This is a genomic window from Halegenticoccus tardaugens, from assembly GCF_004116405.1.
In the GTDB taxonomy this organism is placed as follows: Archaea; Halobacteriota; Halobacteria; order Halobacteriales; family Haloferacaceae; genus Halegenticoccus; species Halegenticoccus tardaugens.
The window spans coordinates 137,008-160,999 of record NZ_SDIC01000010.1 but is presented as its reverse complement, the minus strand read 5'-3'; the positions used below and the strand labels follow the sequence as shown (position 1 = coordinate 160,999).

Sequence of the window (23,992 nt, the reverse complement as noted above, 5' to 3'; positions counted from 1 at the left end):
AGCACTGACACTTCGAGGGCCTGCACCATTAGTGTTGCGTGCTAACGCAGTGTTTTGTGTGGATATCGCAACAAATATGGCGAAAATCGCTATGTGTCGGGCTCTCGTACGTAATCGGGAGAATCGCCCTCGTCGGCTTCAGATTGAGACTGACTGTCCTCGAGGTAGTTGAACGGCTGTCTATAGGTGTTCGTGACGATCTGGGAGCTATGGATTGTTAGGTCGAGATTGCCGAGTTCTCGCGTGATCTCGGTGAGATCATGCGAATTCGCCGCGATGACCTCGATAAGGAGATTTCGTTCGCTGGTAACCATCTCCTGGACGGTGATGATGCCACCGATTTCTAAAGAAAAAGCAGCGAGAGGTCCACGGGTCACCTGACCCGTGGGTGAATCGCGTACACTGATTCGTCCGGTCATGTGTGTTTCGTTTCATCGATATACCGTTGAACAACATCCGCCGCGACGTTCCCCGTCGTTCCGACGTAGTACCCGTCCTTCCAGAGACCACTTCCCCAGAAGTATTCTTCTTTGAGTTCGGGATGTCGTTCCAGTAGTGTTCGACCCGAGTACCCTTTGAGCTGTTTGGCGACCTCTGCCGGACTCCACTTCGGGTCCACCTGAATGAACACGTGTACGTGGTCATCCGCGATTTCGAGCGAGAATATCTCATGCCCGAATCGTTTCGCCGTTTTGTGAAGCATCTCCGTGAGTTCGTCCTCGATATACTCCAACACAGAATGTCGATATTTCGGACACCAAACGAAGTGGTACTTGCACGTACTCACCGTATGCGCGTGCCTCCGGTACTCGGTCATCGAACCACAACGGTTATACAATTTCCTAATATATTAGAATTATGGGCAGCCCGCCAACCAAGACGAAGCAGTTCCGCCTTCATATCGAAGAAGGCGACCGCTCTTGGTTGAAGGACGCCCGCTTCACCTCCCGAGAGGTGTTCGTCCGGAGTATCGAACTGAAGCAACGAGGACTATCCCGAACCGACATCCAGCGGCACATCAAGCCCGACGACTACCTCGCCAATAACAAGTGCGCGGTCGTCGGGAAAGCGTTGGCAACATGGGGTTCGTACCAAAAGCTTCGGTCACAATGGCTTTCGTTAGACAATCCCGAAGACTATCCAGAACCGGGAGCGCCTTCGACGGATAGGAAAGGCGCGTTTCCGCTCGTCATGGCGCATGGCGAAGGATACCGCCTAACAGTGCGGGACGATGGTCGCGTAGGGTTCTCGATTAGTGCGAAGCCCTACAAGAAGGTCTCCGGGTTCCTCCGAGGTCGCCATTCAGACATCGGGTTGCTGAAAGACGCACTCACAGAAACGGATGGTGAATACGGATTCGGGCAAGCTGAAGTGCTGTATCGAGAGGGCGTGTACTACCTACACGTCCCGATACAGTACAATGCTGATATACCCGACAAATCGGACGCTGAAACGGTCATAGGCGTGGACATCAACGAACGGAACGTCGCACTTACCGCACTGAACCGCGAAACGCTCGCCACGAAGGGGACGCTTGTTTTCGACTACGGTCCCGTGAAGGGCGAACGTGCGCGGCTTCACGACATCAGCCGTCGGTGCCAAGAACGAGACCAACACTCGATATACCGGCGCATCGGTGACAAAGAAGAACGATACGTCAACTGGGTACTTTACCGCATATCGGCGGCAGTACTCGCGTTCGCCGAAACGTTCGACGCGCCGACAATCGTGTTCGAGGATATGAGCGGTATCCGCGACGGGATGGACTACGGGACGTTCATGAATCGACGCCTTCACCGCCTCCCGTTCCGGGCGTTGCAGGACCAAATCGAGCATAAGGCGGCGTGGAATGAAATCCCGACGTTCGAGGTTGATGCCTACTACAATTCACAGACCTGTTCGTGCTGCGGCGAACGCGGTACTCGCCGTAAGGGTCGGTTTACCTGCCGGAACGACGAGTGTTCGCTTCAGCAAGACCACGCGGACCGGAACGCGAGCGTGAACGTCGCATGGCGTGGCGTCCGGCGTATATCCAGCGACGACGAACCGGCTGATAATTACCGCACTCGCAAAACCCAACCATCGGTGAGGTTGGTGAGCCTGTGCGGGTCGGGGCGTGACGTAAACCGCCCGACCTCATCCGCGCAACTTGCGGCGCGTGGAGTGTTGAACTGAGGGAATCACAAAAGCCACGGGTCATCCGACCCGTGGTTGTTTACGGCGTTCTGAGCGGCTTGATGGCGGGTCTCCATCGATGCGGTGCAGACGAACTGCACTTGAAGCGCGAACCCAGCACGCTCGTAATCGAGTTCTGATGAGTACGCTTTGATGACGCCAGCCTCCTCAAGGGCAACGATTCGATTGCGGACAGTGCTTTGTGAGACACCGGCTGTGGCGCTGATCTCCTCGTGGGTAGTCCGTCGTGCATCACGCTGTAGCTCGTAGAGGATTGTTCGGTCGACATCGTCTAAGACGAGTGTGCCAGCGTGTTTTTTAGCCATAGCACCGAATTCGGCTCGCGATTGAAGTATGTTAGCGTGGGTGTGCCGGGAGCGAGATGATCATGGCATTGAGCGAGTAAGCTACCCACGACTACAGTCGTGGGCTTTCTCGCCCTGCAATCTTGTGATGTCCTCGACCATAGAGACGCTGGTATCCGATTCGGTGGTTTTGTCAACAGGGTTTGTCTCTACCACCTCATTCGTGTCAGATGGTAATGAAAACACCGTTCTCATACGCACGAAATGGTTAACTATCAGTGGTTCCAATTCATGCGCATGAGCCGAAGCCGCGGAGATGATGGGAGGTATATTGAGAAGGCGACGATCGATGATGTGATCGCGGTACTCACCGAGCGTGACGAGCCGCTCACCGGCAAAGAGGTTGGTGAAGAGCTCGGAATATCGAATCGATCCGCGCTCGATAAGCTCAACTCGCTCGAGGAGAAGGGCAACGTCGAACGAAAGAAGGTCGGGGCTGGTGCCGTCGTTTGGTGGCTCTCCGACGAGCAACGCGCTCGTGGCGGCCCCGTAGGTCCGCTATTCGACCTCGTCGGTCTGTTCGGAGACGACGATGAGGCGGCCGAACGCTCTCGCAAGCGTTCCGAGGAGTGGGGTGAGGAGTTTGACCAACAGATGCTGAGCGGGATCGACGAAGCGTAGGCGTTCGATGATCCTCGATTCGACCTTTGTTCATGACGTCCTTCGAGAGGATAGCGACGCAATCGAACGAGTAGTCGAGCTCCGCGATTCTGAGACTCCAGTAGCTCTCTCGGCACTCACCGTTTTCGAGGTCGGTGTCGGCCTTCGCGGGGAGAGCGCACAATACCGCGCGGAGTTCGACGAGCGTGTCGATGATCTCGTTGTTCTCCCGGTTACGGAAACAGTCGCTCGACGCGCGATCGCGATCCAGCATGACTTGCTCGACCATGGTCATCGTATCGGTGCTCGCGACGTCCTCATCGCGGGGACTGCGGTCGGCAGCCCCGATCCGCGAGTTCTTACTCGGAACGTTGATGAATTCGCGCGGGTCGATGGGCTCGACGTCCACGGATACTGAGGATGCGTAGGGTAGGGAAACAGTCGAGCTCGCCGCGCTCGGTGAGGTCGGTTGCGATGCGCCGTGTTTAACTAAATTGAGGCGCTAAGTCCCCTTCCTCAGCGACCGAGCGAAGCGAGGTCGCAGGGAGGGGAGACAGCGCTGCACGGGTCACGTTCACTGTCTGCGGCATCTGTACGACCTGCGCGGTCGAGGCGGGTAAGAAGATGCTCGCCACGGTTCCGCCGGTGTTCACACGTGGTTCGAAACGGCTTCGCCGTGTCGTGATCACGAAAGGCGCGTCGCGCCTTTCGAACGACGACGCGAAGCGTGCATCGGGTGGTATGGTCGGCGTGTCGAATCGGGAGGAGTGGGTCACTCCGACCCGCCCAGCGAGAGAACCGCCTGCGGAGTCTGGAACCGCTGTGGGAACGTTCCCTGCACGTTCCGACACAGAACCAGGAAGCCCCGACCCCAAGGACCGAGCGCCTTCGGCTCGAGGAAGTAGGTCGGGGTAGTTCACACTGAAGCCACGATATAAAAAGGCCGACGTGAGTAGCGCTAGAAGAGATCGCGCTGTTCGTAGACCTCTGCGGCTTCACGTACGTGTTCAGCGTTGATTTCTGCACCGTACTCGGTTTCGAGTTCGTCGGCGATTTCGTGGAGCTTCTCCTTTTCGGCACCGCTCGGACGAAGTGCGTTGTAGATCTCGAGGATGCGGTCGTCTGGAACGGCTGTGAGTTCGGCGGCCCGTCGAAAGTTTTGGGCAAGCTGTGGTCGCCCCGCGTTCTCTGCAATCTGAGCCTGCTTTTCGAGGGTTTCCGGCGCAATAACAAGCTCCTCGCCATCGATCTCACCCTCGACGACCTTTTCGAGTGTGATATCTGAGAGTTTTGTTCCCTTCGGCGTTTCAACTTGGTCTGGATAGTCAGCGAGTGGGTATTCGATGTTATCAGTCATAGTTATTCGAAGGCCACCTCCATCTCCATCGGTGGCTTGTCTTCGTCCTTGAGCTGCATCTCTTTGATATGCCAGAGCGCTGCGAGTGCCTGGTATTTCGGGCGTGTCATCGGATCATTCACGACTGGTACCGGCTCTGGTGTCTCACCTTTAGCGTACAGTGCGGCATTTTTGCCAATCGAACGGAATGTCTCGAGGTCGATAAGGGGAGCCTGTGGGAACAGTTCTAAGTTACTCAGTGGAACGAGATCCTCTTGATGGATCAGGGTCGTCCCCCGTGTTTGGATCCCAATCGCGATACCCGAGCCACTGAGTTTCGCCCCGCGAAGGCCGATAACACCGAGGTCGAGACTATCGGTGAAGCGAACGACACGTGATGTGAGTCCTTCTTCTTCGATGCCAGCCATCATCTCACGGAGGACATTCGCGAGTTTGACACCGGCTAACGTTTCGTCTTTCATCTCGTTGAAGCCAGCACTGATTGAGATAACTACCTCGTCAGTGTCGGTCCCCTCTTCTGCGGCCCCCATTTCAGTGAGCACCAGTTTCCGCTCCTGTTGTTGTGCTTGCGCCATGTCGAATCAGATGTCCTCCGGATCGACCGCGAATCGAACGTTCTTCTTTTCTTCCCATGCCCCGTCTTCGAGTCGGTGTCCTGTTCCGGGCCCCTGGTATTCGTTCGGGTCGTTGACGGCGCTGATGACGTCGAAGTCACCATCACCTAAGAAGACACTCGACGTCTGAATATAGTCGCCCGCAACCCGTCCCTTGAGCATGCCGAGCATGTTCTCAGCGATCCCCTCGAAGCCGTTTTGTGCTAAGATTGTCACGATATCCGCACCGGTGATCCCCTCCTCCATCATCTCTTCTGCGGCTTTGATGTCTTCGGCCGTACTCCGTTGGGGCATGTCTTTGCTACCGTCAGCATAGACTGCCGCTTCGACCTCTTCATCGGAAATCGGCGGGAAGCCAAGCTCCTCGAAGACGATCTGCAGTGCCTTCGCAGCTCGTTCCCGATGTTCGAGGACCGTTTCCTCATCGACTGGTTTCGTGCCCCCTTCGACCTGGAGATCCCGCTGCATGATGTTGTACTCGTCAAAGTCATAGGAGTCGAATGTCGATCCCGCGAACATGTTGTCGTAGTTCGGAACAGCGCTGTATCCCGAGAAAATAAAGTCTGTTCCCGCGAGGAACTGTGGCATCATGCGGGCTGTTCGACGCTTATCCGAGTGGGTAAACGTCTGGTCGTTCCCAGAGGCGACTTCGAGATCGGCCATCATTGTCACCAAGTTCTCGGCTGCGACTTCCTTCACACCGGCTGGGACCGACGTCGGAATTGCGATACAACTAATCCCCCCGTTCTGGAGTCCCTGAACACCACAGCCCTTCGTGACTAAGATACAGCGAGTCTCCAGATAGAACATCGATTTCCCTTCGGCCTGGCCCATATTGAGCTCAGACCCAGCGCCCGACGTGTACCGCATCTTCAGTCCACGCGATGCGTACCCAGACGCGAGGAACGCCTTGGACCACGGCGTGTCGTCACCATCTTTGAACACGTCTTCGGTCCCGTAGACGGAGACTGTCTCGGCGTATCCAGTCATCCCCCGCATCCCGAGTTCGAGTTCAGTTGCTTCTTCGACAGCACATTGGGTGATAACTCCGCCACGTCCACACTGTGCACCGATCTGTTGTGCGAGTGCAGTCAGCGGTGCCATCCGGGCTACACCAACCGTGTTCTCTGCTTCGTAGAAGCCACGGAGTCCGGCCTCGGCTGCGTCCGCTGCAATCTGCGCCACGTTGTCCTTAACGCTTGTGACATGACATTGATTGCCTGGTGTCTGCCGTGTTCGCATCTTCTTCATCGCCATGATGATCTCGGCCGTATCGAGATAATTGACGACGTCAACCAGTTTCGCGGGTGTCATGGCAGTCGACAACTCGACAATCTCTTCGCGAGGTACGTTAATATCGACGAGTTTCCGGGCAAACGTCTGTGAATCGACTCCAACTGCTTCCTCTGCTTTCTCAGTGTTGATTGCGTAGTCCGCGATGAACCGATCGATAAAGTCGAACTCGTCACGATCCTTTCCATCCATCTCGACAATCTGCCCATCTTCAACCGTCACACTTGGATCAGGATCGTTCGGGCTCTCCATAGCTACGAAGCCCACTTCGGGCCATTCGTTCACGAAGCCATCCTCGGTGATTGCCCGCTCATCTAACGCTTCGAATCGTTTCGAGCGTTTTGATGTCGTCTCTTCTACCTCCCCTGACCCATCGGTAAGGGTTATGTCTCTGTCTCCCGCGTCATCCTCTGACATCACACATGGTCATTCGAGGCGGATTGCATATATCTTCACATTTATTAATAGTATGTAACAATTTTGAATAAGATAGTACAAGTATGCTTGCCTTTGTTGAGTCTGGACACGCCACGTCTTCTCCACTGCACCAACGCACTCCTCCGTCCCTCTCGCTCGCTTCCGGCTCACCTTGTTGATGACTGGGAAAGGTATTTTTAACCCGCCTCAGATGCCATGTTATGGCATACATCGCAGGCGTGGACATCGGAAACTCGAGTACCGAGGTTGCGCTTTTGCGACAGTCGGACGATGGGACACACGAATTCATCTCTAGTGCACTGCACAGAACGACCGGATTGAAGGGGACACAAAAAAATGTTCCCGGGGTCGTGAACGCGCTCACACGAGCAGCGAAAAAGGCAGATATCGACATCAACCGAATCGATCGAGTCCTTCTCAATGAGGCTGCCCCCGTCATTGGTGACGTGGCGATGGAAACGATTACTGAGACCGTCATTACCGAATCAACGATGATTGGTCACGACCCCTCAACGCCAGGTGGGGTCGGGTTAGGAACCGGGACATCGATCGAGATTTCAGCGGATATGGACGACCACAATCGGACTGATCCACTTATCTTTTTAATACCCGAATCGGTCGACTTTGCGGTAGCAGCGGAACTTCTCAACGAATGGCACGAGAACGGATACGAAGTCAACGGGGCAATTGTCCAGCGTGACGATGCAGTGCTGATTCATAATCGGATCAACATCGAGATTCCAATTATCGACGAAGTTTCTCAAATCGAGCGGATCCCACGTGGCCAGCCGACCGCCGTCGAGGTCGCTCCACAAGCAACCGGAAAGACCATCGACGAGTTGTCAAACCCATACGGAATTGCGACGGTGTTTGATCTGTCTTCGGAGGAAACGCAGAAAGTCATCCCTGTCGCACGGGCCCTTGTCGGCAACAAATCTGCTGTTGTTATCAAAACACCGAAAGGTGACGTGGAGGAACGGACGATTCCAGCTGGAAGACTGCAAATCATCGATGAGCGTGGTTCCACGACCGAGGTCCCCGTCGATGAGGGCGCCGATACCATCATGGACGCTGTGATGAACAGTTGGCCTGTCTCAGATGTGCAGGGAGAGAGTGGCTCGAACATCGGTGGCATGTTGAACCGAGCACGGGATAGTATGGCAGAAGTTACTGATCAGTCTGTCGACACCATCGAAATTCGAGACATAATGGCGGTTGACACACTCATTCCGCAAGAGGTCCAAGGATCAGTCGCCGGCGAACATAGCATGGAGAGTGCGGTTGCTCTGGCAGCAATGGTCAAGACCCAACAACTGCCGATGCAACAAATCGCCGATGGGGTTGAGTCAGAACTCGATACAGAGGTTATCATTCAGGGAGTTGAGGCTAACATGGCTGTCCTCGGATCCCTTACCACTCCTGGGACGGCGACTCCCGTTGCGATTCTAGACATGGGTGGCGGATCAACCGATGCCGCATATATGGACGAAGACAAGGAGATCGAGTCGATTCATCTCTCCGGTGCAGGTGATATGGTTACCATGTTAATTGATTCTGAACTCGGACTCGAAGACCGAGATCTGGCTGAAGCAGTCAAAAAATATCCCTCTGCCAAGGTCCAAACGCTCTTTAGCATTCGTGAGGAGGACGGAACAGTCGACTTTCTTGATGAGCCTGTTGACCCGAGTCTCTTTGGTCGAACCATTCTGCTTGAAGACGATGGCGGGATGCGACCCGTTCCGGTGGACAAATCCCCCGAAGAGATCCGTCGCATCCGCCGGCAGGCTAAACGTCGAGTTTTCGTTACGAACGCAGAACGGGCGCTTAACCTGATTACTCCCACAGAGAGCATCCGTCAGATCCCGTTCGTCGTGATGGTTGGTCGCTCGTCGCTTGACTTTGAAATTCCAGAGATGATATCCGACGCACTTGCGGAGTACGGTATCGTCTGTGGTCGAGCGAACGTGCGCGGTGAGATGGGGCCGCGTAACGCAGTCGCTACCGGACTTGTCCTCTCTCACATCGGTGGCGGCGGCTACCTTGATTTCGGGATTCCTGCTGCACTGTCGACCTCACTTGAACGGGCACCCGCTAAGACTGACTGACGCGTTGCGAAACAAGGCAGCTCATTCTAGAACTGGACCGCAGGCGCGCAACCCAGCCCTTCTATTTATCGTTGTTACTGTACAACACCTCACACATGAGTGGATGCCGCGGATCAATCGACCAGGACGACAAAATGCCACGGATTCACGTTCGGTGTCTCGGTGAGGAAGAGCCGGAGTGGATCCCATCTCTCAAAAACGGACTCGAAGAAGAAGGTGTTTCATGGGTCGTTCAGTCTGGGTTCGAGGGTGATGGCATTGCGGTCGCACACGAGGCAGCAATCGAGTCATCACTAAAGATTGGTGTGAGCGTTCAGCACTCACGAATCGTCATCCACCACAAGCAACTTCCCACTGACAATCCCGTCTTCGACGTTTCTGCTGTCACCTCAGCATCTGCTCGGACGCTCGGTTCCAATTCGGCACGACTCGCGAAGGGCACACCCTTGAAGCCAGTCAATTGAGCGAGAGGGTCGAGCGAGAGGGTCCGACCAAAGTAACGGACTCCTTGTGTGACATCCTCCCCGCCGTAAGCGGCGGGGCTTCCCACACGGTGGGAATTCAGACATAGTGCGAGGCGGAACCCCACGACTGTAGTCGTGGGTAGCTTACCCGATTAGATCGCTATTCAACACGGCAAATACATCGAATACAGTGACTTTGGTCTTGGGAGGTCTACAGCGATTCGAACGCTTCGACGGCAGCCGACGCGACACTTACGTCTTCCTCCGCGCTTCCACCTGAGACACCAACAGCTCCGACCACGCGTCCGTCAACCTCAAGCGGAATTCCGCCACCGAACGTGACGATTCGACCGTCGTTTGTGTTGCCAAGCCCGTACAGTGATTCACCGGGCTGTGAGACCTCCCAGATCGTCTCTGTGTCGAGTCTGAGCGACACCGAACTGTAGGCCTTATTCTGGGCAATGTCAACACTCGCGAGCAATGCATCATCCATCCGGTGGAATGCGACGAGGTTTGCCCCCACATCCATTACTGCAATACACATCGGGACATCGATCTCCTCGGCTTTCTCTTCGGCAGTGTCCACGAGCTGTTTGGCGACGTCAAGTGTTATCTCTGTCATCTCTGCTGGTCTGATGACCGCATCTATCTATAACGAGTTAAAATTTTGTGCGCTCGAGGACCGATTGACTGTGGCGTGGACTCGTGTTCGTGGCAATGAGTGCCCACAGGGAGTGTGCTACGTACCGAGCGAAGCGTGACGCCGACGTTCGCTTCTATCACACTGCTGTACTGATTCTTTCAAGGTTATCGGTGTGTTTCTCCCCATGGTCAGCATTCTTGGCTCGATTGGCGAGAACGTCCACTCGGTGTCGCCTTTTTCATCACACCCGTTGTGATTGGCTTAGAACGAGCAAACCACTCAAACTCGTTTCATCCACCACTACTACTCCTACAACAACCAAGGCTCTCCCGAGTGCTGCGGCTAATACTACCGTACGTCCCCGCGATTGGTGTTAGTCTCCTATCGTGTTGGTGGTGGTGATTCGGCGGCTATCACGTCCTCACTGTCTCCACCACGTCACAACGTCTGTGATACTGCGGGAGTCCCCATCCATCGCCGACTCAAGTTCCGCGAACGCTTGCTCTGTGAAGACGACGCGTTTCGTTCCGCGGCGTTTCACCTAAATTGTGAGGCGGAGGCCCCTTCCTCAACGGAGTGAGCGAAGCGAACGGAGTAGGGGGGCAAGGAGCCGACAACTCCGTGACGAACTACGTTCTCAGGCAGCACCACTCCCAAACTTTAAGTAACACCACGCGGTTATGTGAAACGTCGTGGAATACCGTCGTACCGCCGTAATCAAGCTCGACGTGCCTCAAGACGCCGATGCGTCCCTCCGTGAGACGGTCGAGCAATTCAAACACTGTGCGAACACCGCGAGCGAATGGTGTTGGCACGGCGACGACGGATACCACGTTACCTCGAAGGCCAAAGCAGAACGTGCGTTGTACGACCAACTACGGGATGAAACCGACCTTACCGCGAACCTCGTGCAGAAAGGGGTTCGGCGAGCGGTCGAAGCCGTCAAGAGCGGTGTGGCAAGACTGCAACGCGGTGAACGAACGTCGCAACCCTACTTCTCCGCCGAGAGCGCGGTCTACGACAAACGCAGCGCGACGTTCCACCGTGACTATGTTTCGCTTTCGACCGTCAACGGGCGCGTCGAGTGCGACTACATCCTTCCCGATGACCCCGACCGCTATCCACGGACGTACCTCGATGACGAGGACTACGAGTTCCGTATGGCGACCCTACAGCGTCGGGATGGTGAGTGGTTCCTTCATGCATCAATGCGGAAGGTCGAAGCCGACGACCCCGAGCCCGACACCGAGCACAGAACAGTCCTCGGTGTGGACCTCGGGGCGAACAACATCGCCGTTTCGTCCACCGGTACGTTTTGGTCTGCCGATGAGTTCAACCACTGGCGTCGGGAGTACGAGAAGCGCCGTGGCTCGCTTCAACAGTGCGGGACGCGAGCCGCACACGACGCCATCGAAGGCGTCGGTCGCAAGGAGTACGGGCGCTTTGAGATATACCTTCATGGCGTAGCGAACGAACTCATCGAGGAAGCCGTCGAATACGGCTGTTCGCACATCGTTTTCGAGGACCTGACGCATATCCGCGAGACCATTCCGCAGGCGACGTGGCACCACGTCTGGGCGTTCCGCCGGTTATTCCAATACGTTGAGTACAAGGCGGCAGAGCACGGCGTCGAAGCCGTACAAGTCCCACCGGACCACACGTCCCACCGCTGTTCGACGTGTGGCTGTACTCATGAGGACAACCGCGACGGGGAGCACTTCGAGTGCTTAAAATGCGGGTATCAGAACCACGCGGACTATAACGCGGCAAAGAACATCGGTTATCGGTATCTCCGTCGGAGGCAAAATGCAGCCGACGGAGGCGCACCAGTAGACGTGCGCTTGAATCGCGGGACGTTGAACGTAAGTGGGGAGTACGTCCCCCCTGCTACCACGGGCGGTGTTCGCAAGACGTAGTCTTGCGCAACCCACCAGATCCGGAGGATCTGGGGGTGGCATAGAACGGGAGTCCACGCGAAAGCCCTCCCCTCACCGAGCGAGGTCGTCAGACCGAGCGAAGTAGGGGAGGGTAGTTTACTGATCTCGATTGCAACGGTTTCGAACTGTTCTTGGAAGTAGAGCGCATCTCGGCCAGCACCTGCCCCGATGTCAAGCAATGGGCCGTCGAGCCAGGAGGCGACCCACGCACCAGCGTCGCTTTCAGGATCGAACTCGCCGAAATAGAAGTGTTCGATCGGCTGTTCACGGGTTTCGGTGCCGTCTTGGTCAATGAGCGGTTCGTCTTGGTCTCCGTAATAGTGGTCGTGGATCGCGTGACCAAGGGGATCGTCTCGTGACACAGTCTGTGACACACTAGCAAATATAATAAAACTGGTCTGTTGGCTGGTACCGAATGTCGAAGGCTGCGGCGACAAGCACTACAGATCGATTCGAAGGCGATCTAGCAAACGTTATTGCACGCTTATGCGAGTGCAGCCTCTTGGAGATACTGATCTTCCCATTCACGGCGCTCTCTGAGGCCGGTGCGACCTTTGTCGGTGATCTGGTAGAAGTTGGTGCGCCTGTCGATCTCACCTTTCTCGACGTAGCCCTTGTCGACGAGGGTGTCGAGGTTGGGGTACAAGCGCCCATGATTGATTTCTTCGTTTCGGACGTCCTCGAGCTCTGTTTTGATCTGCTGGCCCGAGGGCTGGTCATGGCCGGCGATGACGGTCAGGAGGTCGCGCTGGAACCCGCTGAGGGTGAAGAGGGTCATCATGCAGAACATCATTACCCAGATATTTATACGCCTGCATTTTACTTATCTCGTGAAAAACCGGTGGAGTAGATAGTTGTTGCTTCAGTCAAGGCTAATTTCAAGCGTGGAAACATCGCTGCGTGGCATTCCCTTGGAGGATAGCTGTAGCAAACTATTGGGATATGGGACAGTCTCTCAGCGGCTTTGAGTCGACTATAGATGACTTTGGGTGTTATCAAGCGACATTCGCACACCGAAGAGAATAGGCAGCAGATTGACCCTGAGGTAGCCGGAAGGGGTGATTTGCGATGCGCGGGCACCAGACGAACTCATAGGAGACGGCGCGGAGTGAGTTGAATAGCCGAACAACTTCCCCACCGGAACCAATGATCCACAGTGAGGTCAATACATACGAGTTAGACTGTATCGCCTGCTCATATACCAATATCGTCGATGGGATCAAGCCTGCACTCGCGACGAGCACCGCCCACGAAGAAAGCCATGGTGAGGATCACTTCGTGGAGCTTGAACTGATCGAACGAGAGCGCTGACTGAGGCGTACTCGCTCGATGAAGACCGGTTTTTCTGTGCTGGCCCGAATCGATTTCAAGTGCGTTCTTCAGCTGCGTTTCATAGTGAGGCACTGTTCGAGTTCCTGTGGTGTCCAGTCTGCGGGCACGAAGAGTTCAGCTACACCCCCTTCGGGGGCGTGTTCTGTAAGCACTGCAATACGCAGGTCGAACTCCAGAAGTCGCGAGAGACACGCGGTTACGAGGAGGCCGTCCTCGCCTGCTTCGACACCGACACGACTTGGAACCTACACGTCGACGAGAAGTTGCGTCGCGATCTCCCTGACGGGTCGGCACGGGTGAAGATCTTCGGTGCACCGGGCGCCTACGAAGTGGACTGGTGGAGTCCCAAGTCGAGTGCCGAGTGGGAGCCGGTCAAACGTGGTGAGTTCGATGACGTCGAGGACACAGTCAGGCGAGATCGAGTCTGCAAAGGTACTTGCGGAGATCGAGTCCATCACCCGCGGACTGGCGAGCGAACAGCCGCCGACGAATCCTCTCATCATTCTCAAAGCGGCTCGGTGGTGGTACATCCACGGGAAGGGCGGGTCCGATCCAGTCCTCCAGTGGGCCATCGAGTGGGCACGCCATCTCGCAACCGACGTAGAGCGGTTCGATGAGTTCCTCAAGTATCACGATCAAGGAGATCAACGACAACCGCTACTACTACTGGCAGTGGCGGGACGGCGACAAGATTCGCTCTCAGTACAAAGGTCCCGTCAATCCCGACGAATAGACGAAATAACGTCACAGTCGGATGGCCGGTGGTTCGGGGTGACACCCCGTCTGCAAAGTGAAAGACAGGAGCTGTTAGCGCTCGGGTCGCGGGGCAGTCTCGTACCGTTCGATGTCGTCGGTCTTCTCCACCCGGTCGTAGATCTCGCGAAGCGTGTCTTGTGCCCGGAGGAGCTTGTGCTCCTCGAGGAACTGCCGACCACTCTCACTGATTCCGTAGAACTTGTACGGGAGGTCGTTCTTCCGGCGGTCCTTGGGCAGGAGGACTTCCTCGACGATGCCAGCGTCGACGAGTTGCTGGAGGTGCTGACGAATCGTCGTCTGGCTCTTGCTCGGGTTGACGTAGTCGAGTTCCTTCAGCGTCGGCAGTTCCGACGGATGCCCGAGGATGTCTTGGAGGAGCGCGAATCGCGTCTCCTGGGTGACGACGTTGAGCCGCTCCCGAACGGACTCCAAGTCGCTTGGCGGATGATCGGACGTACTCATTACACCACAATTCGTGTAGTGTGTGCAAAAGCGTTTCGCTCAAATACGAATCGGTCTATTACGTTACGGTCACCGATGCATTCGTCACATTGAAGCGGGGTACGGGAGAAGTCCCGGTTAGATGAGTGAGGAGCCGGTCACTGTCGACGAACTCGCCGAGAAAGCCGACGAGTATCTGCACGAGGCCTCACTCACGCCGGAGGAGTACGAAGCGCTCAAACAGAGTGTTGCGGAGCTCACGCCAATCTTCTCAGCTGAGACTTCGTACTTTGTCCTCGGCAGTTACGGGAAACCCGAAATCCGTCGTCTCCAGCTCGTGAAAGATCGATTCAACCGGCAGCCCGGTGCATACGCGTTCCTGATGGTCGACATTCGAAGCGAGTGGACGAATACCTACCTCAAGTTCCGGCTGCTCGCCGATTACACGGACATCATCGTGGGCGTCGCCGAACACGCCCAGGGCGGCTTCCTCGTCGAGCAGGGCTACTTCACAGCCCTCGAGGAGTACTTCGCGAAGACTCGCGTGTTCAAACGCGAGTACAATACGGTAGATGCGGACGCGATCGACACGAACGTTGATGTCGAGAATCCCTACAGTGGAATGCAGACCGCGATCTTCGAGATGCTCGACGATGCTGGTCGTCTCTGCCAGTGGACGACTGAGGACGACCTGATCGAGTGTGCCGAGGCTCTCATGGGTGATCAGGAATAACCGTAGACAGAGACGAATCAGTAACTCACACCCCCGACGTTTCTGTCGTTTCTCCACGAAATCCTGTTCATCGATGGCCCAGACAGCGAATGAACTCGAACAGGAAGACACCCCCGTTTTCGAGTATTGACATCCTCCCGCGCCTGAAGACGCGGAAATCCCACGGCATCGCACCGCTGAGTTGGGATATTAGGGTTTACGGCGTTACGTGTTCTTGAGGTGCGAAAGCACCAGTTTCCTTGTCAAACAAGAACGTCGATGGCTGTGCCAACCAGCCGTTACTCCTATCACCGCCATCCGTGGCAGGACTCGGAGATACTTTCTGTCGAATGTTCTCCGCACCGTTCACGTCCGCGTTTGCTACCGTCTCACACTCATCACACACGTACAGGCCGCGTTCAACACGGTTCGCGTCACGTTTGCGCCCACAGCATGAACACGACTTCGATGTATCACATTCGGACACCTGTTCGACCGTGATGCTTTCCATCTCCGCTTTGTATTCGAGAAGGTCGGTGAAGCGGTCGAACGCCCACGAATGTAAGTCAAAGTTGCCGTGTTTACCCAGTTCTTTGACTCGCCGTTCTCCTCATCCTCGCGGATGCCACTAAGGTCACCCACCACAATCGTTCCGACACCTTCGTCGACGCACCGTTGAACGATGTGTTTGGAGAGTGTGTGGAAGTAGTGGGTGCGGCGACCCGATTTCTTTTGGTTCAGCCGCGTGGATTGGTTGGAGTCCGAGTCGTCACACCGGGCGATGCGTTTGCTGAAGTAGTAGTCGTCCTGCTTCAAGCAGTTCAGCGGGTAGAGTTCGCTGTGACCATCTTCGTAGGCGAGTGCGGCGAAGTTGTTGATGCCGAGATCAACACCCACCGTCTTCTCACCGGCCTCGTCGGTCGCGTCGACGACGGATGTTCCGGCGATCGGGCGCTCGAAGAACTTCGGCTGGCCTACGCTCGCGGGGAACTTTCGGATCAGGAGTACGAGGAGCGCCGCGAACGGCTTCGAGCGGGGGGCTAGGATTCGCCGAACTCCATATCCATTCGGTGGGTTTCGTTTTCGACGGACGACGGTGGCGAAGAACGAGAGCGCGCCGCTCTCGACCGGGACGAGTCGAACCCGACGTGACGAACCGGCGTCAGTGCAGGCCGGACATTTAAAGCATCCAGCGCCAGCCGGTGGGGCGATAGAAAGGTTCGTCCCCGGAAGCTATGGTCAACCTTCTACTTGAGTGAATAAAATTCGATTCAGTCGAGCATCCATAATACTGAATCTCCGACCCTCTTTTGGCGGAGTTGTCCCTGCTCAACAAGAATGTGTAGCCGGCGTCGTGCAGTGTCTCGGTGACAGCCAACTGTCTCGGCAATTTCTCGCGTTCCGGCAGCACCACCGAGATCCTGAATAGCCGTCAGGAAATCGTCGTCTGTATAACTTGCTGTGTATTGCCCGCTTTCATCATTGCGCTCTTTGCCGGGCATTATACCACCATATCGGACTCACCGCATAGTGTTTAGGGATCGAAGTCGTCGAGCCATTCGTAAGTTGCCGCATGGTAAGCTTTTTATCCATACGGCATCCTACGGAGGGTAGAGAAGCTCTGTTCCACAGGGCATTGGTCAGGATAACGCCCGGATGGGTCCAGCATCCGGAGCGGGGCTTCTCGGAAAGACCCAAAGCCCATGTCAACACACAACTGCAATACCCGTAAGCATAGCGCTTCGAACCACATCCAAACCCAACTCCCCACGGAGTGCGACACCTGCGCTGCACTCGGCACACTCCCCTGCTTCGACTGTTTCTGTTTCAGGGAGGGCCACGAATGAGCGCCCTCCACACCGAATTCACCTTGCCCTTCAGTCGAACCTTCCGCGTCGAGATCTACCTCGAAACCTCTCGATTCCCCTCTGGGAAGCACCGCCTCTACACTGAGTCCGCGTTCGAACTCCAGCGCAACTAACCCACTCCTCATACTCAAATGTCGCTTAAGCACGTGCTTTGTGGCCTACGCATCGACACCGGGACGACTACTACTTGCACCGAGTGCGATCGCGCACTCACCGAATGCGATCCCGTCACCATCCGCCTCCACCAAAACCGGCAAGACATTCAATGGCACCTCGCGGCGTGCTACTGTCTCGGGTGTGTCCCGATCTCCTTCGAGGGCCTCCCGTCCACTCTGGGAACGCAACTTCTGTGTGAAGGCCGCATCGGCATTATGCAGGACGGGCAGACTCACCAGACCTGGCCCGTCCTCGTCTCGCCCACGATCATCGAGACCACGCGCCGAACGCACGTCACCTACCACGCTACCCAGGAGGTGTCCGAATGAGCACTCACTCCCAGGCTATCGCGGAGCGACTCGCCGACCTCGAAGCAACGGTCGAACATCTCCAGGCCGAAAACGAGCGTCTACGAGAGCAACTCACCGAGAAGGACGCTCGACTCGACGCCTACGAAGTACGCCTCGACGACCTCGAAGCACGCCAGCACGTTGAACTTCGCGACGTCGACGACGACGCCGATGCAGCACTCGAACACATTTGGATTGCAGATCAGCCCGTTGGGAGACTCCTCGATGCAGGTCGGAAACGCACGAAAGCGCTCTCGAAGCGCGTCGATCTCGACACAGAGAACGATACACTTCGCGACGAGTTCGAGGAGTACCGTGAGCAGAACGAGAAAGGAAAGGCGGATATCCGACGCTGGGTCGCCGATCTAGAGGATTCGCTCGGTGAGACGCCTGGGAGCGGGACGGATGCGGACGTGTCTCAACCCACCTCCCTCAGTACGCCGTTAGAGCGGATCGTTGCGCTCCCCGACACAGTGGCCGCCGAGGAGCTAACGGCAAACCAAGAGCGCGCGCGATTCATCGCCACGGACGTCACGGACTACGCGCGGAAGGTGCCGGCGGGCTTCATGATCGAGTCGAGTTCACTCCGTCGAGTATTAGCCGCAAAGGAGGACGGGAGTGTACATACGGAGACGGTCAGCCGCGTCATGGAGTTCCTCGATCGGTTTGGCGAGGATGATGTTGAGCTCGTGAAGCGGCGCGGGACACGGCGCGTCGTCTTTTCGCCCCGGCTCGTCGAACGATTTCGTCGGCTCGGTTCAGAGTCGCAGACAGCGGGGACGAATACCGCGAGAGATAATCACGGCGTTGTGATCGGGAGCACGTAGGAGGGGCGTGATAGCCGCCACGGCGAGAGCCTCTACGTCTCTCGGACCTGCCACGACCGGCCTTTGTTTGCCCTTGCTTGAGTGGTGACACTGGAGGAACCTCCCGTGAGTACAGAGTAGTAGACAAGGAAGAAACGGAATGCGGGCAAAGCGGTCGATTTCTCGGATCACACACGGTGTGATGAGCGAGAGTCGGGAGGGATCGCCAGCCCTGCTGTTAGCGGAGAGAGTGACCGAGGATAGCAGTCAGCGTGGACGACTCGGGCTCGCGCCAGCTACACGTGAGACCGAGTTAGGATTCCTAGCTACCCTCAAGGGTGTGTTCTCTGCCGAGATTGTCCGCTAGCGTCGACAGTAGTGTATGGTCGGAAAGGCTACGCATGCCATCCTACTCGCCGAGTTGCACGCCGCAGAGGGGTACCGTTGCTTCCCATCTACGAGGAAGTGATACGCGAGCTAAAACTGGACGTTCATCCATTTTCGAGTGGATCATTCGAATACTGTCTTCTTCATAGAGTGCCTCTCTCAGAGTATGAGTGTCATAGTCGAATTTGAGATCAAACCTGCCCAGTTTCTCCTCGCGGACATACTCACAGAGCTTCCGGAGGCGTGGGCGCAGTTTGAACGCGTCGTCCCGTCAGGGGAGCGCCCAGTCCCGTTGTTGTGGGTCTATGGTGCGGATCCCGAAACGAGTGAGCATCACTTGTCGAGTCATCCGATGATCCATAATATAAAGCAGGTTGAAGCATCCGAAGAACAGGCCTTATACGCCGTTGAGTGGGCAGAAGAGCCCGATAGTGTTCTTGAAGGAATTGCCAAGCAGGACGCTGATATTTTGGACGCCGCTGGCTCAGCAGATCGCTGGCGGTTCGAACTCCGATTTCCATCACATAAAGCGCTCTCGGCGTTCAAAGCTCACTGTGACGACACAGGCGTTCACATGACGCCCATACGTATCTCTCACACCACAGAGACCGATCTGAGCTTCCGCTATGGACTCACTGAGCGGCAGTTTGAAACACTTGTGTATGCTGCCGAAGCGGGATACTTTGATGTGCCACGTCAACGTTCGATGGATGAGGTAGGCGACCATTTTGGAATTTCTGGTCAGGCTGCCTCAGAACGGGTTCGACGAGGAATCAAAACATTCGTCATGAACGTCCTTGTTGAAGCAGGAGGTTGATCGACTAGTGATAAGTCAAGTCGTTCGAGTGACTCCTCCACACTCTAAGAGAGGTTTTGACATCCTCCCCGCCCTGAAGGACGAGGATTTAGGCGGTGGAGTAGGATCAGGATATGAGGAAGGTTCACCGTGTATTCACCATCGCGAAAAGGTTGTGCGACCCTCCCCTTTCCCTTCTCTTCGCTTGAGGAGGGTAGGGTAGTTCACCACCATAGTGCACTGACGGTCTCAGATCCCACGCTGGGTTTGACACACCACTCGACTATGAAGACCACAGGCGCCAGGAGAGTAGCACGCAGCACTCTCAGACGCCTACTTCTCTTCTGAGAGAGAGGTTCAAGACCTCAGAGGCACCTTAGCGGGGCATTCCCCCCCGCCCATAGATCATGAGACGTTGAGCAGTTTGTGTCTCTGCCTGTCTGTACAAGTTGTTTATCCATCTTATATATGCACCGTGAGAATGTAAGACCGGATTTTCTCATCAACTTCCAAATCAGTTTTCAAACGAGAATGTATATAAATGATAGTATAGATATATACTAGAAAGACTTGAGACGAGAAAGATCGCTCTCCGCTACGCTCACGTTGTAAACTACCCCGCCCTACTCGCTCACGGCTCGCGCCTTCGGCGCTCGTTGAGGAAGGGGGCTTAGCGCCTTAATTCAGCTAATCAAAATATGTTTTGCGATCTCGATCTCTATAGCTCACGCCGAATCTCTATGGCAACCGTCTCCGAGACTGGTAGGCCAACGAGGGACGACTCGAACAGTTGCTCGGTACGGCCAGTTACGAGCTTCGATCTATTGGACTATTGACGCGTGAACCTTAGCTTAATCGAGGCGCTAAGCCCCCTTCCTCAACGAGCGCCGACCAATGGGAGGGCGCGAGTAGGGAGGGGATACAGCGCCGCACAGTTCTCAAACGTGTTCGGTGGTAGGACCATAGGCCCACGCAATCGGTAGCTTTTTGCGTTAGGGTGTCGTACTAACTACCGAACCCAATGCAGTACGACCTCGACTCAGGTTCGCATTCGGTCTACTCGCTCCACTACCATCTGATACTCACGGCGAAGTATCGGCGAGGAGTGCTAACCGAAGAACGGACCAATTTCATCCGGGGCGTCATCGAAGGGTTCGCGGACAACTACGGCGTCGAACTCGTCAATCTCGACGGCGAGGACGACCACATACACGTCCTGTTTCGAGCGAAGCCGACCACGGACCTCGTGAAGTTCATCAACACCGTGAAGGGTGCGACCGCTCGTCGTCTCCGCAACGAGTACGAGGATGAACTCAAGAACGAACTGTGGGGTGACTCGTTTTGGAACAGTTCCTATTGCCTCCTTTCGACGGGGCAGGTGTCGCTCGACGTGCTGAAGCAATACGTCGAAGAACAACGAGAGTCCTGATGTACTACTCCTACAAGTATCGCCTCACGCCGTCCGACGCCCACCGCGAGGAGTTGGACCGCCACCGCGACATTTGTAGGCAAACGTACAACCACTTCCGGTACCGGCTCGGAGAGTACCGCGAGGAGAACGGCGAACTGCCGTCCATGACCTCGCTTCGGTCGGAGCTACCCGACCTCAAGAAGTGGTGGGATGACCTCACGGACGTGTACTCGAAGGTCCTTCAGACCGTCGTAGAACGGCTATTCGACAATCTCAAGGGCCTCTCAGCGCTCAAGCGGAAGGGGTACGGCGTCGGGATGCTCACGTGGAAACCGCCACGGGAGTTTCGTAGTTTCACGTACAGTCAATCCGGCTTCAAGCTCGACAAGAAGGGCGGTCGGACGCGACTGCGCCTCTCGAAGCTCGGCGACATACCGATACGGCTTCACCGCGCCATCCCCGACGACGCGACGCTCAAGCAGGTCACGCTCAAGAAGGAGCCAACCGGCGAGTGGTTCGCTACCTTCGGCGTCGAACGCGACCGTGAGCCGCCGCCGAAGCCCGAGAATCCCGAGCGGTGCGTCGGCATCGACGTAGGGATTCTGAAGTACACTCACGATACCGACGGTCACGCCGTCGGGTCGCTCGACCTCTCGGACGAACGCGAGCGCCTTGAACGCGAGCAACGGAAGCTCTCGCGGAAGGTGTACGGGTCGAACAACTACGAGAAGCAACGGCGGCGAGTGGCGAAGTGCCACGCCGACCTGAAGCGGAAGCGCCGCGACTTCCTTCACAAACTCTCGGCGTACTACGCTCGGAAGTACGACCTCGTCGCGGTCGAAGACTTGAACGTGAAAGGGATGCTCGAATCCCCATCGAACAGCCGCAGCACCGCGTCCGCCGCGTGGCGAACATTCCTCTCACTACTCGAATACAAGTGTGAACGGAACGGGACGCACTTCGTCGCCGTCGAACCGGCAGGGACGACGAAGGAATGCGCGGCGTGCGGTGTTTCGACCGAGAAGCCGTTGTGGGTCCGCGAACACTCCTGTCCCGCCTGTGGTTTCACGGCGGATCGGGACGCGAACGCGGCGTGGAACATTCTTTCTCGGGGCGTCAAGCAAGTAGGAGTGGGACACTCCGAATCATCGCCTGTGGAGACTGCGCTCGCTGTGGATACGTCCGTATCTGCAAAGCGCGTCGTTGAAGCAGGAAGCCCTCCCCTCAAGCGCGAGCCGTCAGGCGAGCGGTAGGGTAGGGTAGTTCACGTAGTAGTACACACATTCGACACAAAGGTTTTCAGACGCCGACGGACCGCAGCGCCGTGCTTTCCAACGACGAGAGCACGTGCATGTGCCTCACCAGGATACGTCTGGAGTTCCTTCGGTTCAGGGGCATTCTCAGCGAGTTCATGGCCGACGCGTACATACTTGGGGTGCTCGTCGTCGCTAATCATGATGAGGAGCCGCCCTTGGAGGTCCGACGCATCTTCTTCGCCACCGTTTGCTGACATCGCAACCGTACCATCGACCAGACCAGACTTGGCTTCTACATTTGCTTCGAGTGCTGCTTTGCCGCCAGTGCTCGCCCCGATGAGGAGCAGACGCCTCACGTTCGGTTCGTGGTGCATGTACTGTATCGCACCGAGGACAGACTCAGCGCGGTAGTCGGGGTCCACATCGATCGTCAACGCCAGATGACCTATTCGTGCGTACGTCTTCGCCTGCGGCCTCCAGATTCGGCGTTCTTTATTACTTTGGGGAATCAGAATAATGCCACAGTCACCCGCCCCATAGAGTGTTCCGTCTGTCATGGCTCCATGCGTCGCTTGGAAAGAGACCTGTCGAGAGTGAGGCTCTGATGTATGTGGTGGTTGGGTATCTGTGGTCGTTGAACGTGATGTCTGGGTGGAGGCCGATTTCTCGGCGGTAGGAGTCTCCTGAGAGCGTAGAGAGTCGCGTGTGTCGAAGATACAGCCGCTGAGCCCACCGCTCATGACGAGTGCGCCACTCGTTGCGAGTAAGTCTCGCCGATAGAGTACTCTACGGCTCACACTGAAATGCACGTATTCGCAGGTATTGTATATTCTGGGAGATATTCTCTTCGTAGAGCGAGCGGTGGGGCCGACAACGAAGCGTCCGATCTTATTGATGAGGAACTCCTACGGAAAGCGAGGATCACGTTGAACGGAGCGAAGTCCGATCATCCGTGGAACAGTAACATGGCCGAGAATGACAGCCATTCAGAGACCGATATGGCCTTGTGCTGTCTGCTGGCGTTCTGGACTGGTGGCGACCGGTCGTGGATGAATCAGTTGGTTGTCTGAAACGTCCATACTGCTTTTTGATGGTTTGGCCAAAAGTAACTTCAGCACCAGCGTGGTTCGTCTGAAACCAGTATCTTACTGAACTGCTCCTCAATAGCGAAACCGGTCAGAGAGACGCTGTATCGCTTTCGGAAGACCATGTCGGGTTTCTCCCGCGCCGTACGGCGCAGATATCCACCTTTTGGTTTGTATGACTAGGAGGACGAGGGAAGGGACGTTTTTGCATCCTGACGACGCAGTGGTTCATGGACATGGAAGTGTCGATGAACATGTCGAACACGAACGCCGATACAAAGGTCGTCCAAACCGAATTCAATCCCACTGAATACGCCCGCTTTCGTCGTCTCGCGCAGGACAAAGGAAAATCGCTGAAAGAGGCGTTGCGCGAAGCCGCTGTCGAATACATTGACGCGCATGATGAGCCAGATCCGAGTGATCCATTCTTTGCGGTCGCCAATGAGATGGCCGCACTTAATGAAGGCCGACGTGGTGAGCCGCTCGCCCCCGATGAGCTTGACGACGCCCTCTACGAGCGTCCGCATGGGGATAGCGATGAGTGAAATTTGATTATGGTATAATTCCTTTGCTGGGAGCATATCGTCGGCACTGTCTAGTTAATGACCTCCTCAACCGGAGTTCGTTCGTCGAGCGCTTGATGCG

The 23,992-nt window shown here is 56.1% G+C and carries 25 protein-coding genes and 6 pseudogenes; 18 read left to right on the top strand and 13 right to left on the bottom strand.

Features of this window, described 5'->3' with window-relative positions:
- Positions 1–89: 89 nt before the first annotated feature.
- Positions 90–419 carry a hypothetical protein gene (locus C3L37_RS22150; RefSeq protein ID WP_228546432.1) on the bottom strand — a complete coding sequence of 110 codons (330 nt, stop codon included), beginning with the start codon at positions 417–419 and terminating at the stop codon, positions 90–92.
- The gene (gene tnpA / locus C3L37_RS22145; RefSeq protein WP_129116715.1) at positions 416–817 is read right to left on the bottom strand and encodes an IS200/IS605 family transposase; all 402 of its coding nucleotides are present in this window, start codon (positions 815–817) and stop codon (positions 416–418) included. Before tnpA (C3L37_RS22145) ends, C3L37_RS22150 begins: the two co-directional genes overlap by 4 nt.
- Before the next feature lie 41 nt (positions 818–858).
- On the opposite strand from tnpA (C3L37_RS22145), the gene C3L37_RS22140 reads away from it, so the two are divergent.
- On the top strand, positions 859–2,175 hold the full coding sequence (locus C3L37_RS22140) for an RNA-guided endonuclease TnpB family protein (protein WP_129116714.1): 1,317 nt from the start codon (positions 859–861) through the stop codon (positions 2,173–2,175).
- Positions 2,176–2,180: 5 nt separating this feature from the next.
- Here C3L37_RS22140 and C3L37_RS22135 read toward each other — a convergent pair whose 3' ends face one another.
- Positions 2,181–2,501 (bottom strand): Lrp/AsnC family transcriptional regulator, encoded by a 321-nt coding sequence (locus tag C3L37_RS22135; RefSeq protein WP_129116713.1) that lies wholly within the window; start codon positions 2,499–2,501, stop codon positions 2,181–2,183.
- Positions 2,502–2,744: 243 nt separating this feature from the next.
- Here C3L37_RS22135 and C3L37_RS25205 point away from each other — a divergent pair, with 243 nt between their 5' ends.
- Both C3L37_RS25205 and C3L37_RS22125 read left to right on the top strand, forming a co-directional pair.
- Positions 2,745–3,161, top strand: a complete 417-nt coding sequence (locus tag C3L37_RS25205; protein WP_228546431.1) for a FaeA/PapI family transcriptional regulator — start codon at positions 2,745–2,747, stop codon at positions 3,159–3,161.
- Between the two features lie 7 nt (positions 3,162–3,168).
- Positions 3,169–3,558 (top strand): PIN domain-containing protein, encoded by a 390-nt coding sequence (locus C3L37_RS22125; RefSeq protein WP_129116712.1) that lies wholly within the window; start codon positions 3,169–3,171, stop codon positions 3,556–3,558.
- A 540-nt stretch (positions 3,559–4,098) separates the two neighbouring features.
- Here C3L37_RS22125 and C3L37_RS22120 read toward each other — a convergent pair.
- Genes C3L37_RS22120 through C3L37_RS22110 form a run of 3 tightly spaced genes read right to left on the bottom strand, consistent with a single transcriptional unit; the run spans position 4,099 to position 6,821 of the window.
- A complete protein-coding gene (locus tag C3L37_RS22120; protein ID WP_129116711.1) occupies positions 4,099–4,497 on the bottom strand; it encodes a diol dehydratase small subunit in 399 nt (132 codons plus the stop codon).
- Positions 4,498–4,499: 2 nt separating this feature from the next.
- Entirely contained in the window at positions 4,500–5,072 is a 573-nt protein-coding gene (locus tag C3L37_RS22115) for a propanediol/glycerol family dehydratase medium subunit (protein WP_129116710.1), read from the bottom strand.
- A 6-nt stretch (positions 5,073–5,078) separates the two neighbouring features.
- Positions 5,079–6,821 (bottom strand): propanediol/glycerol family dehydratase large subunit, encoded by a 1,743-nt coding sequence (locus C3L37_RS22110; RefSeq protein WP_129116709.1) that lies wholly within the window; start codon positions 6,819–6,821, stop codon positions 5,079–5,081.
- 221 nt (positions 6,822–7,042) lie between these two features.
- On the opposite strand from C3L37_RS22110, the gene C3L37_RS22105 reads away from it, so the two are divergent.
- Together C3L37_RS22105 and C3L37_RS22100 are read left to right on the top strand one after the other, a co-directional pair.
- Positions 7,043–8,947 (top strand): diol dehydratase reactivase subunit alpha, encoded by a 1,905-nt coding sequence (locus C3L37_RS22105; protein ID WP_129116708.1) that lies wholly within the window; start codon positions 7,043–7,045, stop codon positions 8,945–8,947.
- A 134-nt stretch (positions 8,948–9,081) separates the two neighbouring features.
- Entirely contained in the window at positions 9,082–9,411 is a 330-nt protein-coding gene (locus tag C3L37_RS22100) for a glycerol dehydratase reactivase beta/small subunit family protein (protein WP_228546430.1), read from the top strand.
- Positions 9,412–9,622: 211 nt separating this feature from the next.
- On the opposite strand, the gene C3L37_RS22095 is transcribed toward C3L37_RS22100, so the two are convergent.
- Positions 9,623–10,033, bottom strand: coding sequence for a GlcG/HbpS family heme-binding protein (locus C3L37_RS22095; protein ID WP_129116706.1), 411 nt, complete (start codon positions 10,031–10,033; stop codon positions 9,623–9,625).
- A 713-nt stretch (positions 10,034–10,746) separates the two neighbouring features.
- Between C3L37_RS22095 and C3L37_RS22090 the strand changes: the two genes are divergently transcribed.
- Complete coding sequence (locus C3L37_RS22090; protein ID WP_129116705.1) at positions 10,747–11,970, top strand: RNA-guided endonuclease InsQ/TnpB family protein; 1,224 nt, start codon at positions 10,747–10,749, stop codon at positions 11,968–11,970.
- 119 nt (positions 11,971–12,089) lie between these two features.
- Here C3L37_RS22090 and C3L37_RS25945 read toward each other — a convergent pair.
- Positions 12,090–12,353 (bottom strand): annotated as a pseudogene (locus tag C3L37_RS25945) (class I SAM-dependent methyltransferase); the annotation flags it as partial.
- A gap of 122 nt (positions 12,354–12,475) precedes the next feature.
- Complete coding sequence (locus tag C3L37_RS22080) at positions 12,476–12,769, bottom strand: PadR family transcriptional regulator (RefSeq protein ID WP_129116704.1); 294 nt, start codon at positions 12,767–12,769, stop codon at positions 12,476–12,478.
- 592 nt (positions 12,770–13,361) lie between these two features.
- Here C3L37_RS22080 and C3L37_RS22075 point away from each other — a divergent pair.
- Both C3L37_RS22075 and C3L37_RS22070 read left to right on the top strand, forming a co-directional pair.
- Positions 13,362–13,727, top strand: a pseudogene (locus C3L37_RS22075) (DUF7567 family protein); the annotation flags it as partial.
- Positions 13,714–13,953, top strand: a pseudogene (locus tag C3L37_RS22070) (hypothetical protein); the annotation flags it as partial. The pseudogenes C3L37_RS22075 and C3L37_RS22070, both read left to right, overlap by 14 nt.
- Before the next feature lie 177 nt (positions 13,954–14,130).
- Here the strand turns inward: C3L37_RS22070 and C3L37_RS22065 are convergent.
- A complete protein-coding gene (locus tag C3L37_RS22065) occupies positions 14,131–14,541 on the bottom strand; it encodes a helix-turn-helix domain-containing protein (RefSeq protein WP_129116703.1) in 411 nt (136 codons plus the stop codon).
- 121 nt (positions 14,542–14,662) lie between these two features.
- Here C3L37_RS22065 and C3L37_RS22060 point away from each other — a divergent pair, with 121 nt between their 5' ends.
- A complete protein-coding gene (locus C3L37_RS22060) occupies positions 14,663–15,253 on the top strand; it encodes a hypothetical protein (RefSeq protein WP_129116702.1) in 591 nt (196 codons plus the stop codon).
- Positions 15,254–15,449: 196 nt separating this feature from the next.
- On the opposite strand, the pseudogene C3L37_RS22055 reads toward C3L37_RS22060, so the two are convergent.
- Positions 15,450–16,162: pseudogene (locus tag C3L37_RS22055) on the bottom strand (RNA-guided endonuclease TnpB family protein); the annotation flags it as partial.
- 3 nt (positions 16,163–16,165) lie between these two features.
- On the opposite strand from C3L37_RS22055, the pseudogene C3L37_RS22050 reads away from it, so the two are divergent.
- A pseudogene (locus C3L37_RS22050) lies at positions 16,166–16,276 on the top strand (SHOCT domain-containing protein); the annotation flags it as partial.
- A 227-nt stretch (positions 16,277–16,503) separates the two neighbouring features.
- Here the strand turns inward: C3L37_RS22050 and C3L37_RS22045 are convergent.
- A complete protein-coding gene (locus C3L37_RS22045; protein WP_129116701.1) occupies positions 16,504–16,734 on the bottom strand; it encodes a helix-turn-helix domain-containing protein in 231 nt (76 codons plus the stop codon).
- Positions 16,735–17,075: 341 nt separating this feature from the next.
- Between C3L37_RS22045 and C3L37_RS24600 the strand changes: the two genes are divergently transcribed.
- From C3L37_RS24600 to C3L37_RS22025, 6 genes are all read left to right on the top strand, one after another.
- On the top strand, positions 17,076–17,213 hold the full coding sequence (locus tag C3L37_RS24600) for a hypothetical protein (RefSeq protein ID WP_164974844.1): 138 nt from the start codon (positions 17,076–17,078) through the stop codon (positions 17,211–17,213).
- Positions 17,214–17,246: 33 nt separating this feature from the next.
- The gene (locus C3L37_RS24595; RefSeq protein ID WP_146333962.1) at positions 17,247–17,585 is read left to right on the top strand and encodes a hypothetical protein; all 339 of its coding nucleotides are present in this window, start codon (positions 17,247–17,249) and stop codon (positions 17,583–17,585) included.
- Positions 17,582–18,433 (top strand): hypothetical protein, encoded by an 852-nt coding sequence (locus tag C3L37_RS22040; RefSeq protein ID WP_129116700.1) that lies wholly within the window; start codon positions 17,582–17,584, stop codon positions 18,431–18,433. The genes C3L37_RS24595 and C3L37_RS22040 overlap by 4 nt, the downstream gene beginning before the upstream one ends.
- A 532-nt stretch (positions 18,434–18,965) precedes the next feature.
- Entirely contained in the window at positions 18,966–19,616 is a 651-nt protein-coding gene (locus tag C3L37_RS22035) for a helix-turn-helix domain-containing protein (protein ID WP_129116699.1), read from the top strand.
- A 1,000-nt stretch (positions 19,617–20,616) separates the two neighbouring features.
- Positions 20,617–21,024: an IS200/IS605 family transposase gene (gene tnpA, locus C3L37_RS22030; protein WP_129116698.1), complete on the top strand. Its 408-nt coding sequence runs from the start codon at positions 20,617–20,619 to the stop codon at positions 21,022–21,024.
- Complete coding sequence (locus C3L37_RS22025; protein ID WP_129116697.1) at positions 21,024–22,259, top strand: RNA-guided endonuclease InsQ/TnpB family protein; 1,236 nt, start codon at positions 21,024–21,026, stop codon at positions 22,257–22,259. Before tnpA (C3L37_RS22030) ends, C3L37_RS22025 begins: the two co-directional genes overlap by 1 nt.
- 11 nt (positions 22,260–22,270) lie before the next feature.
- Here C3L37_RS22025 and C3L37_RS22020 read toward each other — a convergent pair whose 3' ends face one another.
- Entirely contained in the window at positions 22,271–22,819 is a 549-nt protein-coding gene (locus C3L37_RS22020; RefSeq protein ID WP_129116696.1) for a hypothetical protein, read from the bottom strand.
- Positions 22,820–23,116: 297 nt separating this feature from the next.
- Between C3L37_RS22020 and C3L37_RS25940 the strand changes: the two are divergent.
- Together C3L37_RS25940 and C3L37_RS22015 are read left to right on the top strand one after the other, a co-directional pair.
- A pseudogene (locus C3L37_RS25940) lies at positions 23,117–23,323 on the top strand (phage NrS-1 polymerase family protein); the annotation flags it as partial.
- A gap of 260 nt (positions 23,324–23,583) precedes the next feature.
- A complete protein-coding gene (locus C3L37_RS22015) occupies positions 23,584–23,892 on the top strand; it encodes a hypothetical protein (RefSeq protein WP_146333964.1) in 309 nt (102 codons plus the stop codon).
- Positions 23,893–23,992 lie beyond the last annotated feature (100 nt).

What these genes read in the sequence shown, in the direction of transcription:
- C3L37_RS22065 (WP_129116703.1), bottom strand. Translation starts at nt 14,541, where the DNA reads ATGAGTACGTCCGATCATCCGCCAAGCGACTTGGAGTCCGTTCGGGAG.
- C3L37_RS22115 (WP_129116710.1), bottom strand. Translation starts at nt 5,072, where the DNA reads ATGGCGCAAGCACAACAACAGGAGCGGAAACTGGTGCTCACTGAAATG.
- C3L37_RS22105 (WP_129116708.1), top strand. Translation starts at nt 7,043, where the DNA reads ATGGCATACATCGCAGGCGTGGACATCGGAAACTCGAGTACCGAGGTT.
- C3L37_RS22035 (WP_129116699.1), top strand. Translation starts at nt 18,966, where the DNA reads ATGAGTGTCATAGTCGAATTTGAGATCAAACCTGCCCAGTTTCTCCTC.
- C3L37_RS22020 (WP_129116696.1), bottom strand. Translation starts at nt 22,819, where the DNA reads ATGACAGACGGAACACTCTATGGGGCGGGTGACTGTGGCATTATTCTG.
- C3L37_RS22125 (WP_129116712.1), top strand. Translation starts at nt 3,169, where the DNA reads ATGATCCTCGATTCGACCTTTGTTCATGACGTCCTTCGAGAGGATAGC.
- C3L37_RS22100 (WP_228546430.1), top strand. Translation starts at nt 9,082, where the DNA reads ATGCCACGGATTCACGTTCGGTGTCTCGGTGAGGAAGAGCCGGAGTGG.
- C3L37_RS22120 (WP_129116711.1), bottom strand. Translation starts at nt 4,497, where the DNA reads ATGACTGATAACATCGAATACCCACTCGCTGACTATCCAGACCAAGTT.
- C3L37_RS22060 (WP_129116702.1), top strand. Translation starts at nt 14,663, where the DNA reads ATGAGTGAGGAGCCGGTCACTGTCGACGAACTCGCCGAGAAAGCCGAC.
- C3L37_RS22025 (WP_129116697.1), top strand. Translation starts at nt 21,024, where the DNA reads ATGTACTACTCCTACAAGTATCGCCTCACGCCGTCCGACGCCCACCGC.
- C3L37_RS24600 (WP_164974844.1), top strand. Translation starts at nt 17,076, where the DNA reads ATGAGCGCCCTCCACACCGAATTCACCTTGCCCTTCAGTCGAACCTTC.
- C3L37_RS22110 (WP_129116709.1), bottom strand. Translation starts at nt 6,821, where the DNA reads ATGTCAGAGGATGACGCGGGAGACAGAGACATAACCCTTACCGATGGG.
- C3L37_RS22080 (WP_129116704.1), bottom strand. Translation starts at nt 12,769, where the DNA reads ATGACCCTCTTCACCCTCAGCGGGTTCCAGCGCGACCTCCTGACCGTC.
- C3L37_RS22045 (WP_129116701.1), bottom strand. Translation starts at nt 16,734, where the DNA reads ATGCCCGGCAAAGAGCGCAATGATGAAAGCGGGCAATACACAGCAAGT.
- C3L37_RS22150 (WP_228546432.1), bottom strand. Translation starts at nt 419, where the DNA reads ATGACCGGACGAATCAGTGTACGCGATTCACCCACGGGTCAGGTGACC.
- tnpA (WP_129116715.1), bottom strand. Translation starts at nt 817, where the DNA reads ATGACCGAGTACCGGAGGCACGCGCATACGGTGAGTACGTGCAAGTAC.
- C3L37_RS22040 (WP_129116700.1), top strand. Translation starts at nt 17,582, where the DNA reads ATGAGCACTCACTCCCAGGCTATCGCGGAGCGACTCGCCGACCTCGAA.
- C3L37_RS25205 (WP_228546431.1), top strand. Translation starts at nt 2,745, where the DNA reads ATGGTTAACTATCAGTGGTTCCAATTCATGCGCATGAGCCGAAGCCGC.
- C3L37_RS22140 (WP_129116714.1), top strand. Translation starts at nt 859, where the DNA reads ATGGGCAGCCCGCCAACCAAGACGAAGCAGTTCCGCCTTCATATCGAA.
- C3L37_RS22135 (WP_129116713.1), bottom strand. Translation starts at nt 2,501, where the DNA reads ATGGCTAAAAAACACGCTGGCACACTCGTCTTAGACGATGTCGACCGA.
- C3L37_RS22095 (WP_129116706.1), bottom strand. Translation starts at nt 10,033, where the DNA reads ATGACAGAGATAACACTTGACGTCGCCAAACAGCTCGTGGACACTGCC.
- tnpA (WP_129116698.1), top strand. Translation starts at nt 20,617, where the DNA reads ATGCAGTACGACCTCGACTCAGGTTCGCATTCGGTCTACTCGCTCCAC.
- C3L37_RS22015 (WP_146333964.1), top strand. Translation starts at nt 23,584, where the DNA reads ATGGAAGTGTCGATGAACATGTCGAACACGAACGCCGATACAAAGGTC.